The following is an 18,040-nucleotide window of genomic DNA, read 5'->3' as shown; positions in this document are numbered from 1 at the left end:
CATCAGCCGCGGGGCGGCTCCCGCTCCAGCACGGCGAGCGCCACCTTCGCCGCCATCGCGATGTGATGCCGGCAGGCCTGCTCGGCGCGCGCGCCGTCCCGCGCCGCGATGGCGTCGTGGATCGCTTCGATTTCCGCCACGCTGTCGTCGAGCCGGCCCTGCTGCGTCATCGAGGTGAAGCGCAGCAGCGTGATGCGGTTATGCAGCATCGTCAGCGACTGCTTGACGAAGACATTGCCCGCGCCCTCCATCAGCACGCTGTAGAAGCGCGTCTTGGCCGCGACGAGCTGGGCGCGGTCGCTGTTGCGGGCCGCCTGTCGGAACCCCGCTACCGCTTCCTTCAGTTCGCGGATCGCCTCGTCGCTGCCCTGTTCGGCAAAGGCGCGGCCGGCGAAGCCCTCCAGCAGGGCGCGCACATCATAGAGCTGGCGGGCCTCGTCGAAGGTGATCGAGGAGACCTCGGGACCGCGATGCGGCACCGTCACGACGAGGCCCTCCGCCTCGAGCTGCCGAAGAGCCTCGCGCACCGAGGTCCGGCCGACGCCGATCTGCTCGCAGAGTTCGCGCTCGACGAGGCGCTGGCCCGGGCGGAAATGCCCGGAGGCGATCGCCTCCCGGATCCGGTCCTCCACCAGGAGACGCAGCGTGGCCGCCTGCCGCGGGATACGAAGATTCATCTCGGTCATGGAAAACACATTGCCGGGCGCGGGCACGTCGTCAATCTCCGCGCTTGACCCGGCGACGGGCAGATTGTCTGATAGCAGGCAATTCAACGATAAATATCCTGGGAGGCCCCATGAGAACCCTGTTGCTCGGCCTGGCGGCCGCAGCCGCGCTGGCGATCGCGCCCGCCGCGGCGCAGAGCTACCCGAACCGCCCGGTAACGATGCTCGTGCCCTTCGCGCCCGGAGGCACCACCGACGTGCTGGCCCGCATCCTCGCCGAGGAGATGGGCAAGGTGCTCGGACAGAACGTCATCGTCGAGAATGTCGGCGGGGCCGGGGGCCGGTCCGGGACCGAGCGCGTCACCCGTGGCGAGCCGGACGGCCATATGGTGCTGTTCGGCAATATGGGGCCGATGGCGGCCAGCCGGGCGCTGTTCAAGGACCAGCGCTACGACCCCCGCACTGACCTCGCGCCCATCGGCCTCGTCGCCGACGTGCCGATGGTGATGGCGGCGAGCAAGAAGAGCGCGGTCGCCGATCTGAAGGCCTTCATCGCCAAGGCGAAGGCCGAGGGCGACAAGGTGACCTTCGGCACGGCCGGCTTCGGCGCGACCTCGGATCTGGCGCCGCGGCTCCTGCTGCATCAGTCGGGGCTGAAGGCGACGATCGTGCCCTACAAGGGCGCGGGGCCGGCGATCCAGGACCTGATCGGCGGCTTCGTCGATGGCGTCATCGACCAGACCGCGACGCTTCTGCCGCTGCATGCTGCCGGCTCGGTGACGGCGCTCGCCGTGACGGGCGACAGCCGCCTGCCGCAGGCGCCGGACGTGCCGACCTTCGCGGAGGCTGGCCTGCCCGAGTTCGGCATGAAGGTCTGGAATGCGCTTGCCGTCCACAAGGACACCAGCCCCGCGATCGTCGCGCGCCTGGTTGCAGCCCTGGACAAGAGCCTCTCCTCGGATTTCGTCCGCACGCGGTTCGAAGGTCTGGCCGTCCCGGTCCCGCCCGCCTCGGTGCGCGGTCCCGCCCATCTGGACCGGTTGGTGAAGGCCGAGGTCGAGCGCTGGGAGGCGGTGCTGAAGGACGTCCCGAAGCAGTGAGACGAGGCGCGGTGCCGGCTCGTCCGGCACCGCGTTCGGCGCGGCCGACTACCGGGGTGCAAGGTGGGCTCAGCGCCCGCCCTGCCAAGCCCTACCAGTTGACGATGACCGGCCGGGGCATGGTGTATTTTGCGACGAGGCAACGAAGGGTGTCGACGATGTCGCGATCCTCGCTGGCCATGATCAGTGACCAGATGTCGCCCGTGAAGCGCAGCAGCAGGTCCTCGATCTCGTCATATTCCAGATCGGAGAAATCGAAGCCCACGGTCGTCGGGCTGGCGCGGTTGGCCACCTGGAACGCGGTCAGGCGCCGGACCATCGCTGTCAGCGTGTCGGCGGTTTCGGCCGTCTCGGCCAGATTGCGGGCCATGACCGCGCCCTCCGCGGCGAGCGACATGATGCGCCCGATGACGATCCGCTTGTCGAGCAGGCTCATCGTGCGCAGGCTGCCGCTGAAGCGCGGCGTAAAGGCGGCCCGCTTCTGCGCGGCGGCGCGCAAGCCGAGCTCGGCATCGTGCAGCCTCACGCCGGATTGGGGCATGAAGTACTCGAGATCGCAGGCGACCCCGCTGCACCAGACCCGCTGCGAGCTGATCTCGACATTGACGATGCGGCCCGTCGCGCTGCGAACCTCGGCAACTTCGGCATCGTAATAGCCGTTCGTCTCCAGCAGCCAGAGCCGCCGGTCGCGCTGCGAGCTTCTCAGCACCGTGCCCGCCGCCAGCAGATCCTTGTTCTGGATTTCGGGCCAGACCCGCTCGACGAGACGCAGATAGCCGGGATTGGCAGCGATATAGTGGGATCCGTCCGGCCCTGCCGTCGAAAGGCAGGCCGGCACGTCTGCGAGCTGCACGAGATCGGCAGTGAGATTGCGGGTGGAAAACATTCGGGCGATCCGGCGATGGGACTGTCTGCGTCACATGGCCTGAATATTCTGAATCGCGCGATTCTGCAGCAATTTTGTTTCGCTGCGTAGCCCGATCGGAGTGTTTCGTGCACGCCGCGTTAAACCGTTCTAAGAAAGACCCTCCCGCGCCCGGCCGGCCGGCTTCGGCGCTTGTCCCCACTTGCGCCGACGCCCTCTGGTGACAGGCGAGCGCCGGTCTTGCTGGCCCCGCGTCGGCGCGGCGCCGCCCGCCATCTCCGGAGCGTTGTCAGGCCGCGGCGCGCTCGCGTGTCGCGAATTCGCTCGTGTCGAGCCGGGTGACAAGGGCCGCGAGCTCTGCGGTCTCGCCCTCGGTGAGATCGGTCAGCGGGGTCCGGACCGGGCCGGAATCGCGCCCGATCACCTTCATGCCGGCCTTGATGATCGAGACGGCATAACCGCGCTTGCGGTTGCGGATGGCGATCAGCGGCAGGATGAAGTCGCGCAGGCCCGCCTGCACCAGCGCACGGTCGCGGCGGCGCACCGCATCGTAGAACCGCGTCGAGAACTGCGGGACGAAGTTGAATACGGCCGACGAGTAGGTCGTGACGCCCATTTCGAGATAGGGCAGGGCGAAGGTCTCGGCCGTCGGCAGGCCGCCGATATAGGTCAGCCGGTCTCCCAGGCGCAGATGGATGCGCGTCATCAGCTCGATATCGCCGATGCCGTCCTTGTAGCCGACCAGGTTGGGATTGCGCTCGCAGAGCCTGGCAAGCGTTTCCTCGGTGATGATGGCGTTGTCGCGATTGTAGACGATGACGCCAAGCTTCGTCGCCTTGCAGACCGCCTCGATATGGGCCGCCAGCCCCTCCTGCTCGGAGAAGACGAGATAGGGCGGCAGCAGCAGGATGCCGTCTGCGCCGACATGCTCGACGGCGCCGGCGAGTTCGGTCGCGATCTGCGTGCCATGACCGACGCCGGCCAGCACCGGCACGCGGCCGCGTGTCTCCTGAACGGCGGTCGCCACCACTGCGACCACCTCGGCCGGGGAGAGCGAGAAGAACTCGCCCGTGCCGCCGGCCGCGAACAGGCCTGCGACCTCGTAGCCGCAGAGCCAATCGAGATTGGAACGGTAGCGCGTCTCGTCGAAGGCATTGCCCGCCTTGAAGGGCGTCACGGGAAAGGACAGGAGGCCATTGCCGATATGGCGCGCCATCTCCTGCGGGGTCATCTTGCTCATGCTCGGCTCCTTGGCTGACTGCAGCGAGGAGTAGATCAAGAGCGATGCCGAAGGTGACCAATCCCTGTATCGGTCGATCCAATCATTGGATCGCTGGCATGGGCCTGGCCGGCTGCTGCGCCATTTGCCGGGCGAGGCTCGCCACGATCGGAACCAGCGGGTTGTCGTTGTCCTCGCGGCTCACGAAGAACAGCTCGGCCGGGCGCTGCCGCGGCAGGTCGACCGGGCGCAGCGCGACGCCGCTGAAATGCAGGTTCATCGCGGTCTCGGGAACCAGCGCGACGCCGACGCCGGAATGGACCATCGCCAGGATCGAATGGATCTGGGCGAGATGCTGGACATAGTTCGGCACCAGACCCGCCCGGGAGAACAGCTCCACCAGCAGGTCGTGGAAATAGCGGGCCTCATAGGGCGCGTACATGACGAAGGGCTGCGCCGCGAGCTCGTCGATCGCGATCGTGGCAGAGCCGGCGAGGGGATGGTCCGCATGGACCGCCGCGACGAGAGGTTCGGCTGTGACGCGAAAGGCGCTCAGGCCCGTGCGGGGAATCGGCGGGCGCAGAAGGCCGATGTCGATCTCGCCGGAATCCAGCCGCTTGAGCTGGTCGCCGCTGACCATCTCCTTCAGCGAGATCTCGACATCGGGCATCTCGCGCCGGCAGGCCGCGACCAGTTCCGGTACATAGGAATAGGCCGAGGTCGCCGTGAAGCCGATATTGATCGAGCCGGCCTTGCCATTGGCGACGCGCTTGGCGAGGAGCGCCGCGCTTTCGGCGAGTTTCAGCAGCCGGCGGGCCTCGGCCAGGAAGCTCTGGCCGGCCGGCGTCAGCTTCACCGTTCGGTTGCTGCGCTCGAGCAGGACCACGTCGAGCACCCGCTCGAGGATCTGGATCTGCCGGCTCAACGGCGGCTGCGTCATGTTGAGGCGCAGCGCCGCCCGGCCGAAATGCAGCTCCTCCGCGACGGCGACGAAGCAGCGCAACTGGCTCAGCTCGAACATCCCCGGCCTTCTCCCTGGCGTCGTCCCCGCCACCCGTCGCCGGGAAAGGCTCAGTTCTGGATGGTGATTCCGGCCTTGTCGATGATGCCCTTGAACTTGGCGATCTCGCTTTGCGCCTTGGCCCGGGCCTCCTCGCCGCTGGAGGGCGTCGCCGCGGCGCCCAGTTCCTCGAAGCGCGAGACGACCGTCGGATCCTTGAGCACGGCCTGCATCTCGGCGGTCAGGCGGTCGCAAATCTCCTTGGGCGTTCCCTTCGGCGCGAGAAACCCGTTCCAGGAGCTGATGTCGAAGCCGGGCAGCGTCTCGGCCAGCGTGGGCACCTCCGGTGCGATCTTGGCCCGTTCCGTCGAGGTGACCGCGAGTCCACGCAGCGTCCCGGCCTTGTAGTGGGGATAGGGCGAGGTGAAGTTGTCGAAGGAGACCTTGACGTTGCCCGCGATCAGATCCTGCACCAGCGCGCCCGATGAGCGATAGGTGACGTGCTGCATCTTCACGCCGGCCAGCTGCATGAACAGTTCGCCGGAGAGGTGGATCGAGGTGCCGATGCCCGAGGAGCCGAAATTCTCCTTGCCGGGGTTGGCTTTCAGATAGGCGATGAACTCGCTGACGTTCTGAGCCGGGATCGACGGGTGGATGCACAGGAAGTTCGGCTGCGACGAAGCCAGCGAGAGGAACTCGAAATCCTCGAACGGCTTGAAAGGCAGCTTCTCCTTGTAGAGGTTCGGATTGATGCCATGCGTCGAGGGCGTGGTCATGCCGATGGTGTAGCCGTCCGGCGTTGCGTGGGAGAGCGCCGCGACGCCCGTATTGCCCCCGGCCCCGGCGCGGTTCTCGATGATGAAGGCCTTGCCCATCCGCTGCGTCAGCTTCTCGCAGATGATGCGCCCGACGAGGTCCGTGGTTCCGCCAGCCCCGAAGGGAATGATGACCGTCACCGGCTTGGCCGGATAGGCCTGTGAGAAACCGCTGCGCGAGGCCAGCGGGGCGGCCAGCGCGCCGCCGGCAAGGCTGAGCGCTGCGCGGCGCGTGATCGATCGGCTCATTGTCGTCCCTCCCAGGATCTGTCGCGGCTTTTGCCGTCTGCCCGCCAGACTAGGCGCGGGCGCGCCCCGGGCAAGGGCCGCGGCGCTATCGCGTGATCCAAAAAAGGTATGGTTCCATTGCCGATCTAACTCACTGGCGCATCGTGCCGCGCCTATCCTGTGCGGACCAAGGCAGCTGCCAAGACTGCCCGCGACCCCGGCCGCAAGCCGCTTCGCACCCCACAGGAGGATCGAATGACCCGAGACCACAACCCCTTTCGTCTGTCCACAATCGCCGCGAAGGGCTTGGCCCTCGCGATGCTGGCCGGCATCGGGCTCGCTGCTGCGCCGGCGGCGGCCCAGAACTTCGAGCGCCCGGTGCGGCTCGTCGTTCCCTTCGCGCCCGGCGGCACCTCCGACATCCTTGCCCGCCTGATCGGGCCCAAGCTTTCGGCCGCGATCGGCCAGCCCGTCGTGATCGAGAACAAGCCGGGCGCGGCGGGCAATCTCGGCGCGGACGCCGTGGCCAAGTCGCCGGCGGACGGCCACACTCTGCTGCTGATGGATGTCGGCTCGCTGGCGACGGCACCAAGCCTGTTCTCGGACCTGACCTATGATCCCGCCAAGGATCTCGCGCCCGTCTCGATGGTCATGTTCGGCCCCTATGTGCTGGCCGTGCATGAAGCCGTCCCTGCCAGGACGGCGCAGGAGCTGATCGCCTACGCCAAGGCGAACCCGAACAAGCTGGCGGTCGCCAATTCCGGCGTCGGCGCGGCCAACCACATCACCGCCGTGCAGATGGCCAAGGAGCTCGGCATCACCTGGAAGAACGTGCCCTACAAGGGCGGCGCGGCGGCCTCCCGCGCCGTCGTTTCGGGCGAGAGCGGCGTCATCATCAACGGCTCGACCGCGACGCTGCCCTTCGTCTCCAACAAGCAGCTGGTCGGTCTCGCCGTCACCGGCGAGGAGCGCGTCGCCGGCCTGCCGACCTTCAGGGAGGCGGGGCTTCCCGGCGGCGATGCCGGCACCTGGCAGGGCGTCCTGACCCGCGCCGGCACACCGCCCGCCACGGTCGCCCGCCTCAACGCCGAGATCGGCAAGATCCTGCAGGACCCCGAGATCAAGGCCAGGATCGCCGAGCAGGGCGGGGTGGTGGAGACCGGCTCCCCGGCCGAGTTCTCGACCTGGCTGAAGGATGCCACCACGCGCTGGGGTGGCATCATCAAGGAAGCCGGCATCAAGGGCAGCTGAGATGGCCCCGGTGACCCGTTCCGGAAAAGACTGGCAGGACCTGCTCTTCGGCTTGTTCCTCGTTGCGGTCGCGGCAGGCGCTCTCTTCGCGACCCGCAACCTCAATGTCGGCAACGCAGCCGATATGGGCGCGGGCTACATGCCCCGCGTCGTCTCGCTCGGCCTGCTCGCCTTCGGCCTGTTCTTCTGCGGGCGGGGCATCAGGCGGGCCGGACTGGCGATCGAGCCGGTGCAGTTGCGGCCGCTGCTTGCGGTACTTGCCGCGGTCGGCATCTTCGCGCTGACGGCGGAGAAGCTGGGGCTGGCGATTGCCTCGGTCGTGACCGTCGTCCTGGCGAGCTTCGCCACCCGCGAGGGACGCCTGCGCGAGACCGTGCCCTTCGCGCTGCTGCTCTCGGGCGCCGCCGTCCTTCTCTTCATCAAGGTTCTGGCGCTGCCGGTGCCTGTCTGGCCGCGCTGAAGGCTGCCCGCCATGGACCTCTTCGACAACCTGCTGCTGGGGCTTTCGACCGCCCTCGAGCTCAACAATCTCGGCCTCTGCCTGCTGGGCGTGCTGATCGGCACGGCCATCGGCGTGCTGCCGGGCATCGGGCCGATCCCGACGGTGGCGCTGCTGCTGCCCTTCACATTCGGGCTGAACCCGGCCGGAGCCATGATCATGCTCGCCGGCATCTTCTACGGCGCGCAATATGGCGGCTCGACCACCGCCATCCTCGTCAATGTGCCTGGCGAGACCTCCTCGGTGGTGACCTGCCTCGACGGCCACGAGATGGCCAAGCAGGGCAAGGCCGGGACGGCACTCGCAATCGCCGCGATCGCGTCCTTCTTCGCCGGCACGGTGGCGACGATCGTCATCGCGGTGATGAGCGTGCCGCTCTCGGTTCTGGCGCTCAAATTCACCGCGGTCGAGTATTTCAGCCTGCTCGTGCTCGGCCTGATCGCCGCCGTCGTGCTGGCGCATGGCTCTGTGGCGAAATCGCTGGCGATGGTCCTGCTCGGCCTGCTGCTCGGCCTCGTCGGCATCGATGTCAGCTCCGGTGCCGCGCGCATGACCTTCGGCATCGCGGAGCTATCCGACGGGCTCGACTTCGTGCCCATCGCGATGGGCCTGTTCGGGCTGGGCGAGATCATCGCCAATCTCGAGCGGCCGGCGCAACGGCGCGTCGTCAGCCAGAAGGTCCGCGACCTGATTCCGAGCCGGGCCGATCTGCGCGCCGCCTTCCCGGCCATGCTGCGCGGCACGGCGCTGGGCTCGGTGCTGGGTGTGCTGCCCGGTGGCGGCGCGGCGCTGCCACCCTTCTCCTCCTACGCCCTCGAGAAGAAGATCGCGAAGGACCCGTCCCGCTTCGGCAAGGGGGCGATCGAGGGCGTGGCCGGCCCCGAGGCCGCCAACAATGCCGGCGCGCAGACGAGCTTCATTCCGCTGCTGACACTCGGAATCCCGGCCAACGCCCTGATGGCGCTGATGATCGGCGCGCTGATGATGCAGGGCATCCAGCCCGGGCCGCAGATCATGACCGAGCAGCCCAGGCTGGTCTGGGGCGTTATTGCCTCGATGTGGGTCGGCAATCTAATGCTGCTGGTGATCAACCTGCCGCTGATCGGGCTCTGGGTCTCGATGTTGAAGATCCCCTATCGCCTGCTCTTTCCGGCGATCGTACTGTTCTGCTGCATCGGCACCTACGGCATCGCCAACAGCCTGTTCAATGTCTGGCTCATGCTGGGTTGCGCGGCGGTCGGCTACTTCTTCATCAAGATCGGCGTCGAGCCGGCCCCGCTGCTGCTCGGCCTTGTGCTCGGGCCGCAGCTGGAGGAGAACTTCCGCCGCGCCATGCTGCTCTCGGACGGCAATTTCGCCGTCTTCCTGACGCGCCCGATCAGCGCCACGCTGCTGCTGGTTGTCGCGGTACTCCTGCTCGCGCTGCTTTCGCCGGTGGTGCTGCGAAACCGCAAGGCGGCCCTGGCCGAGAGTACCTGAGACGGCGCTCCCGGCTCATGAACATCCAATGGCTCTGACGGGGCTTCGCCGGCGGCCGCGATATGCCAAGCTCGGCTGTGGTCTTGCCCGGGAACAGCGCTCGCGGCCGGGCGTTGCACGGCAGCCCCATGCGAGGAGAGATCATGAAGACCGCCCTGATTGCGCTGGCGATGACGTCGGCCCTGGCTCTGGCTGCCTGCAATCCGCTGGAGGTCGGGCCCGTCGGGAATGCGAGCGTCCCGGAGCCGCGCAAGCCGGTCGACCTCGGCCGCTATGTCGGGACCTGGTACGAGCAGGGCCGCTACGAGGCCAGCTTCCAGAAGGGCTGCGAAGGCGTCACGGCGCAATATGCCGCCAAGCCGGACGGGACCGTTTCCGTCGTCAATTCCTGCCGGCAGGGCAGCCCGACCGGCCCGGTGAGATCGGCGGACGCCTCCGCCCGCGTCGTCGACGGTTCGAACGGGGCCAAGCTCAAGGTGACGTTCTTCTGGCCCATCCAGGGCGATTACTGGGTCCTTGACCGGGCCGATGACTACAGCTGGGCGATCGTCGGGGAGCCGTCGGGGCGCTATCTCTGGCTCCTGACGCGCAGCCGCCAGATCAGCCCGAAGCAATATGCTGCGCTGGTCAGCCGGGCGCAGGCGCTGGGCTACGACACCACCCTGGTGCGGCGCACACAGCAGTGAGGGCAGGCGCGTCGCGCCCACTCCTCTCCGCTGTCACCTCAAATCACCCGCGACCGGATGGTCGCGGTGACGATCTCCGTCACGACGACGACGGCGAAGATCACGAGTAGCACCAGGCCGACTTGGTCCCAGTAGAGATTGTCCATCGAGGCCTGCAGCGCGACGCCGAGCCCGCCGGCCCCCACCAAACCGAGCACGGCGCTCTCGCGGACATTGATGTCCCAGCGGAACAGGCTGACCGCCAGGAAGGCCGGCTTCACCTGGGGCCAGAACCCCTTCAGCAGGATGGCGCGGCGCGAGGCGCCGGCGGCACGCAGCGCCTCGATCGGCCCGGCCTTGGCCTCCTCGATCGCCTCGGACAGGAACTTCCCTGTAAACCCGATCGAATGCACCGCCACAGCCATGACGCCGGCCAGCGCGCCCGGCCCGAACACCGCGACAAACAGCAGGGCCCAGACCAGCGTGTGCACGGAACGCGTCGCGACGAGAATGAAGCGCCCCAGCGCATTGACGATCGGAGAGGGTGCGACATTGCGGGCGCACATCAGCGCGACCGGCGTGGCCAACAGGATGGCGAGGATCGTCCCCAGCGTCGCCGTGTGCAGCGTCTCGACCAGGGCGGTGCCCACGGTCTTTCCGAAATAGCTCCAGTCGACCGGCCACATGCGGCCGAACAGATCGGCGGTCTGCTGCGGTGCGTCGTAGAGAAATTCCGGAATGACCTCGATGGTCTGGACAGACCAGCCCAGCGCCAGTGCCGCCAGCCCCCAGAACGCCAGCCTCAGGCCGCGTTCCAGCGGCGTGAACCGGCGCCAGAGGCGGCCCTGCGGGCTCTCGACCACGAGGCCGGACGGGGCCTCGTCCTGGTAGATCCGCCGCATGAAGGCGGAGAGCACCTCTCCCGCCATCACGGTCACGATGATCGCGATGATGATGGTCAGCACGAAATCATAGTCGAAGCGCTGGAAGGCGGTGAACAGCGTCGCCCCGATGCCGCCGCCGCCGACGAGGCCGACCAGCGCGGAATTGCGCAGGTTGGAATCGAGCTGGTAGGCGGCAAAGCCGATGAAGCGCGGCAGCACCTGCGGCACCACGCCCATGGTCACGACTGAGAGGAACGGCGCGCCGGCGGCGCGCAGCGCCTCGATCGGCTTCATCGACATCTCTTCGATCGCCTCGGCGATCAGCTTGGCGATGAAGCCGAGCGTCGCGACCACCAGCGCCATCACGCCGGCGAGTGCGCCGAAGCCTACCGCCTTGACGAACAGGATGGCGACGATGACCGGGTGGAAGGTGCGGCAGAGCGCGATGACTCCGCGCGCCGCGACGGTCACCGGCAGGGGCATCAGGTTGCGCGCGGCAAACAGCCCGAGCGGCAGGGCCAGCAGAACGCCCGCTGCGGTCGCGATGATCGCGATCTGCAGCGATTCCAGCATCCCCGACCACAGGAGCTGCATCTTGTCTGTGGCGGTGTTGGGCGGAAACATCCGGCCGAGAAAGCGCGCGCCATTGTCGAGCCCCAGGACGAAACGCTCCCAGCGGATGTCGAGGATTTGCGCGGCATAGGCGACATAAACGAGGAACAGCGCTGCGCCGATGCGCAGCGGCCAGTTGGGTGGAAAGGCGCGGGCGCGCAGGCTGCCCGAAGCGAGCGGAGGCGCACTCATTCCATCCAGCCTTCGCCGCCATAGATCTCGGCAAGGTGGCTGTCCTGCAGTCCGGCCGGCGGCCCGTCATAGACCACGATGCCCTTCGACATGCCGATGATCCGCAGAGCATAGCGCTTCGCGAGAGCGACGTTGTGGATGTTGACCAGCACCGGAATGTCGCGCTCGCGCCCGACCTGCGCCAGCAGCTCCATGATCTCGACCGAGGTCTTGGGGTCGAGCGAGGAGGTCGGCTCGTCGGCGAGCACGAGATCGGGGTCCTGCATCACGGCACGCGCGATGCCGACGCGCTGGCGCTGGCCGCCGGAAAGCTGATCGGCGCGCCGGGTGGCGAATTCGCCCAGCCCGACCGAATCGAGCAGCGAGAAGGCCCGCGCGATGTCGGCCTCCGGGAAGCGCCGCGTCCAGGCGCGCCAGACCGGCACATAGCCGAGCCGGCCGCAGAGTACGTTTTCGATCACCGTCAGCCGCTCGACGAGGTTGTACTCCTGGAAGACCATGCCGAGACGGCGCCGCGCCTGGCGCAGGGCCTCGCCCTGAAGCTTCGCGAGATCCGTGCCGCCGAGCATGATCGAGCCGGAGGTCGGGTCGACCAGCCGATTGATGCAGCGGATCAGGGTCGACTTGCCGGTTCCGGACGGCCCGATGATGGCAACGATGCCGGGCTCGGACACGGTCAGCGAGATGTCGCGCAGAACCGGCTGGCCGGCCCGGTATTCCTTGACGAGATTGCGGATGACGAGCGCCCGGCCTTGGCCGGGCGCCGCGGGCAGGGCGCTCATGATGGGAACCTCGTCGGAGGGCGGCGTCGCGGGATCACGGCGCCTTGGCCGGGGCGGCGTTCTTCTTCGCCAGGGCCTCGGCCTCGCGCTTCGCCTCCGTGTCATAGGCCGACTTGTTGTAGGGCGTGCCCGATTTCTCGGCGACATCCCGCACGACCGCCCAGTCCTTCTGGTAGGTGATCGGCAGGAAGCGGTCGTCGCCGTTGAACTCCTTGGTCATTTCCGGCGTGAAGCGGAAGGAGAAGAAGCAGTCGGTCAGCTTCTTGGCGAGTTCGGGCTTGAGGTCGTGGGCATAGGCGAAGGACGAGGTCGGGAAGATCGCGCTGCGGTAGATCTCGCGCACATCCTCCTTCTTGATCGTGCCGCGCACGATCATGCGCTCATAGACGTCGCCCGCGACCGCACCCATGTCGTAGTCGCCCGAGACGACGCCGAGGATCGACTTGTCGTGCCCGCCCGACATCAGCGGCTTGTAGTCGGTTTCGGCCGTCAGCCCATGCTCGGGAAAGAGCACGCGCGGCGCGAGATTGCCGGAATTGGACGAGGGCGAGGTGTGGGCGACCTTCTTGCCCTTGAGGTCCGACAGCTTCTGATAGGGGCTCGAGGCCTTGACCACGGCGACGAGGTTGTAGCCGCGCACCTCGCTGCCGACGCCCTTCGCCGCGAAGGGCACGGCGCCGGCGAGGTTCACAGCAAAGCCGGTCGGCCCGGTCGAGAAGCCCGCGAAATGCAGCCGGCCCGAGCGCATGGCCTCGATCTCGGCGGAGTTGGACTGGACCGGATAATAGACGATGCGCTTGCCGGTGCAGGTCGCGAGATGGTCGGTGAACGGCTTGAAGATGTTCGCATAGACGGCCGGATCCTCGACCGGCGTATAGGCCCAGACCAGCGCCGAGGGATCTTTCCACTTCTTCGGATCGGTCGGCGCATCGGCGACGAGGTCGCGATCCGCATCGCAATACATCGTGTCGAGCTGGCCCCGGTTGGGGCAGGCATCCTGAGCCGCAGCCTGGCTGCTCAAGCCGCCCATGCTCAGGACCAGCAGCGACGCCGTCGCCGCGAATTGCGTCAGTTTCAGGCTCATCGAACGTTTCTCCCGCGCTGCCGGTTCGCCCGGCTTGCTGCAGGTATGTGACACAAAACTGTCATGTTCAACCCGCGAGCGAGGCCCGCTCGTGGAGGTTCTGTCCGCCGCTTGGCGTCGTTCCGGCCCCCGGAGTGCCCACGGCTGTCCCGCGTGGCGCCAAGCTCCCTTGGGGCAGGGTGACAAGCCGAGGGTGGATATGACAGTTTCATGACGCGCTTGGCGGCGAGCCGCCGAGCGACGCATGTCCGGCCTCGATGCCGGACGCGGTCAATCAAATCCGGGAGGTTACGGTTGCGATGAAGACACTGGTTCTGGCGCTGGCTTTCGGCCTCGCATCATCGGTCGCTCTGGCGCAGGCCCCTGCGGGCAAGGTCACCGTGGTCACGTCGTTCTCGAAGGACGTCACGGACCCGATCAAGAAGGCGTTCGAGAAAGCGACGCCCGGCGTGACGCTCGAGGTCCAGAACCGCAACACCAATGCGGGCGTGAAGTACCTCGAGGAAACGAAGGCGAACAACCAGGTCGATCTATTCTGGGCCTCGGCGCCGGACGCTTTCGAGGTGCTCAAGGGCAAGCAACTGCTCAGCGCCTACAAGCCCAAGGCGACCGGTATCCCCGAGAAGATCGGCTCCTATCCGATCAACGATCCCGCCGGATTCTATGCGGGCTTCGCGGCTTCCGGTTACGGCATCATGTGGAACGAGCGCTATGCCCGCGCCAACAAGCTGCCCGAGCCGAAGGAGTGGCAGGACCTCGCCAAGCCCGTCTTCTTCGACCATGTCGCCATCGCCGCGCCCTCGCGCTCCGGCACGACGCATCTGACCATCGAGACGATTCTGCAAGGAGAGGGCTGGGACAAGGGCTGGCGCACCATCAAGGAGATGGCCGGTAATTTCCGGGCGATCAACGAACGCTCCTTCGGCGTGCCCGAGCAGGTCAATTCCGGCCAGGTCGGCGTTGGCATCGTCATCGATTTCTTCGCCTTCTCGGCGCAGGCCTCCGGCTTCCCGGTCAAGTTCGTCTATCCGAGCGTGACCACGGTCGTGCCGGCGAATGTCGGCATCGTCACCAACGGACCCAACAAGGCGGCCGCCGAGGCCTTCGTCGAATTCCTGCTCTCGCCGGCCGGGCAGGAGGTTCTGCTCGAGCCCGGCATCCGCCGCCTGCCGGTCAACCCGGCCGTCTATGCCAAGGCCGGCGCCGACTACCCCAATCCCTTCACCGACCCGCGCTTCCAGAAGATGATCGGCTTCGATGTCGACAAGTCTGAGGCCCGCACGGCGGTCGTCGACACGCTGTTCGACCAGCTGATCTCGTTCCAGCTCGATGCACTCAAGGGCGTCACCAAGACGCTGCACGAGGTGGAGGCGGCACTGGCGAAGAAGCCGAGCCCGCAAGCGAAGGCCCTGCTCGACGAAGCCCGCACCCTCATCGCCGCCATGCCGGTCGGCGAGGCGCAGGCCTCAAGCGCCGAACTGCGCGGCGCCTTCACCGGCGGCAAGGAGAAGGGCGCGCGCCAGGCCGAGGTGGAGGCGCAATGGGCGAGCTTTGCCCGCGACAGCTATGCGAAGGCGAAGGCCAAGGCGGAAGAGGCGCTCAAGGCGGCGAAGTAGGGCCGTCACTGTCATTCTGGGGTCGGTGCTTGCGCCGACCCGAGACCTACAATTCGGATTGGACCCCAACCTCAGCCCTCATCCTGAGGAGCGATCGCAGATCGCGTCTCGAAGGATGCTCCAGGAGGCTCCTGTGACATCTGGAGCATCCTTCGAGACGCCGCGTTCCGCGGCTCCTCAGGATGAGGGCTGGAGTGGACGAGCAGCCAGAAACCGCATGACCGCCATCCCCACCGCCACTCTTCCCCGCGCCCGCCGCCTCTCCGCCTCGCCGGGCCAGATCGCGCTGGCGCTGGCGATCGCGGCGTTCCTGCTGCTGTTTCTGGGGCTGCCGGTCGGGACCGTGCTCTACGTCGCCTTCACCGAGAAGGGCACGTCCAACTTCACGCTGGTGAACTTCTACGATTTCGTCCGCACCGAGCTGTTCATGCGTTCGCTGTGGAACTCTTTCTACGTCTCCGCCATGTCGGTGGTCTGGGCCTCGGTCTTCGCCCTGCCGCTGGCCTATCTGACGACCCGCTTCGTCTTCCGCGGCGCGATGCTGGTGCAGACCCTCGGCTTCCTGCCGCTGATCATGCCGCCCTTCGTCGGCGCGGTGGCGATGCAGCTCTTCTTCGGCCGCAACGGCTCGATCAACCTGCTGCTGGACGACTGGTTCGGGTTCAAGATCGGCTTCATGGAGGGGCTGAACGGCGTCATCTTCGTCCAGTCCGTCCACTACTTCCCCTTCATCCTGATCAATCTCTCGGCGGCGCTGCGCAATATCGACCGGGCAATGGAGGAGGCGGCGCAGAATCTCGGCTCCTCGGGCTTTCGCCTGTTCCGCCGCATCGTCTTTCCGCTCGCCCTGCCGGGCTATCTCGCCGGCGCCTCGCTCGTCTTCGTCAAGGTCTTCGACGATCTGGCCACGCCGCTGCTGCTGAACGTCAAGGACATGCTGGCGCCGCAGGCCTATCTGCGGGTGACCTCGATCGGCATCGCCGACCCCATGGGCTACGTCATTTCCGTGGTGCTGATCGTCGCCTCCGTGATCGCCATGTGGTTGTCGGCGCTGGCGCTGAAGGGGCGCGACTACGCCACGACCCAGCGCGGCGGCGGCGGTCTCGCCCGGCGCGTCATGACCCCCCCGGTGAGGCCGTGCTCGGCTATGGCGTCGTCATCCTGATCCTGGCGCTGGTGCTGGCGCCGCATCTGGGCCTGCTGCTGCTTTCCTTCGCGACGATCTGGTCGTTCTCGCCGCTGCCGGACGCCTTCACAACGGCTCACTACGCCCGCGTCTTCGGCGAGAGCTCGGTCTACATAAAGAACACGCTGATCTATGCCACGCTGGCCGGCGGCATCGACATCGTGCTCGGCGTTGCGATCGCCTATCTCGTCCTGCGAACCAAGCTGATCGGCCGCGAATGGCTCGACTGGGCGGCCTCCGCCGCACTCGCCATTCCCGGCGTGGTGCTCGGCATCGGCTATCTCAGGACCTTCTATGGCGTCACCCTGCCGGACGGCACGCCGTTGGCCTCGCTCTGGATCACCATCGTGCTCGCGCTCGCGATCCGGCGCCTGCCCTATGCGCTGCGGGCCTGCTACGCCGCGCTCCAGCAGATCTCGGTCTCGCTCGAGGAGGCGGCGGAAAACCTCGGCGCCACCAAGGCCCGCACGGTCCGGCGGGTCGTCGTGCCGCTGATGGCGGGCGGTATCCTCGCCGGCTTCGTCACCTCGTTCTCGACGGCGGCGGTCGAGCTCTCGGCGACGCTGATGCTGGTCCAGTCGAACTCCGACGCGCCTCTCGCCTTCGGCCTCTACGTCTTCATGCAGTCGGCCGCCGGCCGGGGTCCAGGCGCGGCGCTTGGCGTCGTGGCGGTGCTGCTCGTGGCGCTCTGCACCTTCATCTCGCATCTGATCATCGAACGCAGCCAGAAGGCCAAGGGAATGGGCCACTGACATGAACGCGATTGCCCCACTCACCACCCCGGCCGTCTCGGTCGACATCGAGGGGGTCAACCTCTCCTATGGCGACAATCACGTCCTGAAGACCGTCGATCTGTCGATCCGGCCCGGCGAATTCTTCGCCTTCCTCGGCCCTTCGGGCTGCGGCAAGACCACGCTGCTGCGGCTGATCGCCGGCTTCAACCAGGCCGATACGGGCCGCGTGCTAATCGGCGGCAAGGACATTTCCGGCCTGCCGCCCTGGAAGCGCGATGTGGGCATGGTCTTCCAGTCCTATGCGCTCTGGCCGCATATGACGGTGGCGCGCAATGTCGCCTTCGGGTTGGAGGAACGCGGCGTGGGCCGTGCTGAGGTCGAGCGGCGGGTCGCGGTCGCGCTCGACCTGGTCGGCCTCGGGCATCTCGCCGAGCGCCGCCCCTCGCAGCTCTCCGGTGGCCAGCAGCAGCGTGTCGCCGTCGCCCGCACCGTCGCCGTCGAGCCGAAGGTGCTGCTGCTCGACGAGCCGTTGTCCAATCTCGATGCCAAGATGCGCGTCCAGGTGCGCCGCGAATTGCGCGACCTGCAGCAGCGGCTCGGCCTGACCACGATCTTCGTCACCCATGACCAGGAGGAGGCGAACACGATCTGCGACCGCATCGCGGTGATGAATGACGGCGTGGTCCAGCAGGTCGGCACGCCGATGGAGCTCTATGAGCGCCCCGCCAACCTCTTCGTCGCGAATTTCCTCGGCACCGCCAACATCCTTGACGGTACTGTCGTCGGCACCGGCGCGGAGCGCCATTTCGCTATCGAGGGCGGGATCAGGCTCCCGCTCGCCGCGGATATCGCCATCCCCGACGGTGCGAAGCTGGTCTTCCGCCCGCAGCACGCCAGCCTCACGGCCGCCAAGGAGCAGGCCGGCGACGGGCTGGCTCTGCCCTGTGTCGTGGCGCATCGCGAGTTCCTCGGCGCGAGCGTGCGCTACGGCGTGCGCGTCGGCGCCACCGAAGTCGCGGTCGACACGCCCTTCCTGTCCGGGCGCGAACTCCACGAGGTCGGGGCTGCCGCGACCGTCACGCTCTCGCCCCACGCGCTGATCTGGCTGACGTACTGACGCTGAGCGGCATGTCCGCGATGGGGTAGGGCGGACGTCTGGACGGC

Annotated in this window: 15 protein-coding genes and 1 pseudogene; 8 read left to right on the top strand and 8 right to left on the bottom strand. The window is 67.3% G+C overall.

Annotation, left to right across the window (positions count from 1 at the left end; all coding sequences use genetic code 11):
- Window positions 1-2: 2 nt before the first annotated feature.
- The gene (locus ABIE41_RS20680; protein ID WP_192642115.1) at window positions 3-686 is read right to left on the bottom strand and encodes a GntR family transcriptional regulator; all 684 of its coding nucleotides are present in this window, start codon (window positions 684-686) and stop codon (window positions 3-5) included.
- Between the two features lie 110 nt (window positions 687-796).
- Here ABIE41_RS20680 and ABIE41_RS20675 point away from each other — a divergent pair, with 110 nt between their 5' ends.
- Window positions 797-1,765 (top strand): tripartite tricarboxylate transporter substrate-binding protein, encoded by a 969-nt coding sequence (locus ABIE41_RS20675; protein ID WP_192642114.1) that lies wholly within the window; start codon window positions 797-799, stop codon window positions 1,763-1,765.
- Window positions 1,766-1,856: 91 nt separating this feature from the next.
- On the opposite strand, the gene ABIE41_RS20670 is transcribed toward ABIE41_RS20675, so the two are convergent.
- From ABIE41_RS20670 to ABIE41_RS20655, 4 genes are all read right to left on the bottom strand, one after another.
- On the bottom strand, window positions 1,857-2,651 hold the full coding sequence (locus ABIE41_RS20670; RefSeq protein WP_192642113.1) for an AsmA family protein: 795 nt from the start codon (window positions 2,649-2,651) through the stop codon (window positions 1,857-1,859).
- Window positions 2,652-2,919: 268 nt separating this feature from the next.
- On the bottom strand, window positions 2,920-3,870 hold the full coding sequence (kdgD, locus tag ABIE41_RS20665; RefSeq protein ID WP_192642112.1) for a 5-dehydro-4-deoxyglucarate dehydratase: 951 nt from the start codon (window positions 3,868-3,870) through the stop codon (window positions 2,920-2,922).
- Between the two features lie 82 nt (window positions 3,871-3,952).
- A complete protein-coding gene (locus tag ABIE41_RS20660; RefSeq protein ID WP_192642111.1) occupies window positions 3,953-4,870 on the bottom strand; it encodes a LysR family transcriptional regulator in 918 nt (305 codons plus the stop codon).
- Window positions 4,871-4,920: 50 nt separating this feature from the next.
- On the bottom strand, window positions 4,921-5,913 hold the full coding sequence (locus tag ABIE41_RS20655) for a Bug family tripartite tricarboxylate transporter substrate binding protein (protein ID WP_192642110.1): 993 nt from the start codon (window positions 5,911-5,913) through the stop codon (window positions 4,921-4,923).
- Window positions 5,914-6,147: 234 nt separating this feature from the next.
- Between ABIE41_RS20655 and ABIE41_RS20650 the strand changes: the two genes are divergently transcribed.
- From ABIE41_RS20650 to ABIE41_RS20635, 4 genes are all read left to right on the top strand, one after another.
- Entirely contained in the window at window positions 6,148-7,143 is a 996-nt protein-coding gene (locus ABIE41_RS20650; protein WP_354192985.1) for a Bug family tripartite tricarboxylate transporter substrate binding protein, read from the top strand.
- A 1-nt stretch (window position 7,144) separates the two neighbouring features.
- Window positions 7,145-7,603: a tripartite tricarboxylate transporter TctB family protein gene (locus tag ABIE41_RS20645; protein ID WP_192642109.1), complete on the top strand. Its 459-nt coding sequence runs from the start codon at window positions 7,145-7,147 to the stop codon at window positions 7,601-7,603.
- A gap of 12 nt (window positions 7,604-7,615) precedes the next feature.
- Window positions 7,616-9,121: a tripartite tricarboxylate transporter permease gene (locus ABIE41_RS20640; protein WP_192642108.1), complete on the top strand. Its 1,506-nt coding sequence runs from the start codon at window positions 7,616-7,618 to the stop codon at window positions 9,119-9,121.
- Window positions 9,122-9,264: 143 nt separating this feature from the next.
- Window positions 9,265-9,807, top strand: a complete 543-nt coding sequence (locus ABIE41_RS20635) for a lipocalin family protein (RefSeq protein ID WP_210320843.1) — start codon at window positions 9,265-9,267, stop codon at window positions 9,805-9,807.
- Between the two features lie 38 nt (window positions 9,808-9,845).
- Here ABIE41_RS20635 and phnE read toward each other — a convergent pair whose 3' ends face one another.
- From phnE to phnD, 3 genes are read right to left on the bottom strand one after another with little or no spacing between them, the layout of a single operon-like run.
- Window positions 9,846-11,474: a phosphonate ABC transporter, permease protein PhnE gene (phnE, locus tag ABIE41_RS20630; RefSeq protein ID WP_354192981.1), complete on the bottom strand. Its 1,629-nt coding sequence runs from the start codon at window positions 11,472-11,474 to the stop codon at window positions 9,846-9,848.
- Window positions 11,471-12,256: a phosphonate ABC transporter ATP-binding protein gene (phnC, locus tag ABIE41_RS20625; protein WP_192642106.1), complete on the bottom strand. Its 786-nt coding sequence runs from the start codon at window positions 12,254-12,256 to the stop codon at window positions 11,471-11,473. The genes phnE and phnC overlap by 4 nt, the downstream gene beginning before the upstream one ends.
- A gap of 34 nt (window positions 12,257-12,290) precedes the next feature.
- On the bottom strand, window positions 12,291-13,334 hold the full coding sequence (phnD, locus tag ABIE41_RS20620; protein ID WP_465247121.1) for a phosphate/phosphite/phosphonate ABC transporter substrate-binding protein: 1,044 nt from the start codon (window positions 13,332-13,334) through the stop codon (window positions 12,291-12,293).
- A 305-nt stretch (window positions 13,335-13,639) separates the two neighbouring features.
- Here phnD and ABIE41_RS20615 point away from each other — a divergent pair, with 305 nt between their 5' ends.
- The 3 genes and pseudogenes from ABIE41_RS20615 to ABIE41_RS20605 all read left to right on the top strand — a co-directional run bounded on the left by ABIE41_RS20615 (window position 13,640) and on the right by ABIE41_RS20605 (window position 17,993).
- Window positions 13,640-14,956 carry an ABC transporter substrate-binding protein gene (locus tag ABIE41_RS20615; RefSeq protein WP_192642104.1) on the top strand — a complete coding sequence of 439 codons (1,317 nt, stop codon included), beginning with the start codon at window positions 13,640-13,642 and terminating at the stop codon, window positions 14,954-14,956.
- A gap of 217 nt (window positions 14,957-15,173) precedes the next feature.
- Window positions 15,174-16,894 (top strand): annotated as a pseudogene (locus ABIE41_RS20610) (ABC transporter permease).
- Window position 16,895: 1 nt separating this feature from the next.
- Entirely contained in the window at window positions 16,896-17,993 is a 1,098-nt protein-coding gene (locus tag ABIE41_RS20605) for an ABC transporter ATP-binding protein (RefSeq protein ID WP_192642102.1), read from the top strand.
- Window positions 17,994-18,040: the final 47 nt, after the last annotated feature.

Origin of the sequence: Bosea sp. OAE506 (genome assembly GCF_040546595.1) — a bacterium.
Lineage (GTDB): Bacteria > Pseudomonadota > Alphaproteobacteria > Rhizobiales > Beijerinckiaceae > Allobosea.
The sequence above is the reverse complement of the archived record's forward strand: the minus strand, read 5'-3'. Positions and strand labels throughout refer to the sequence as shown.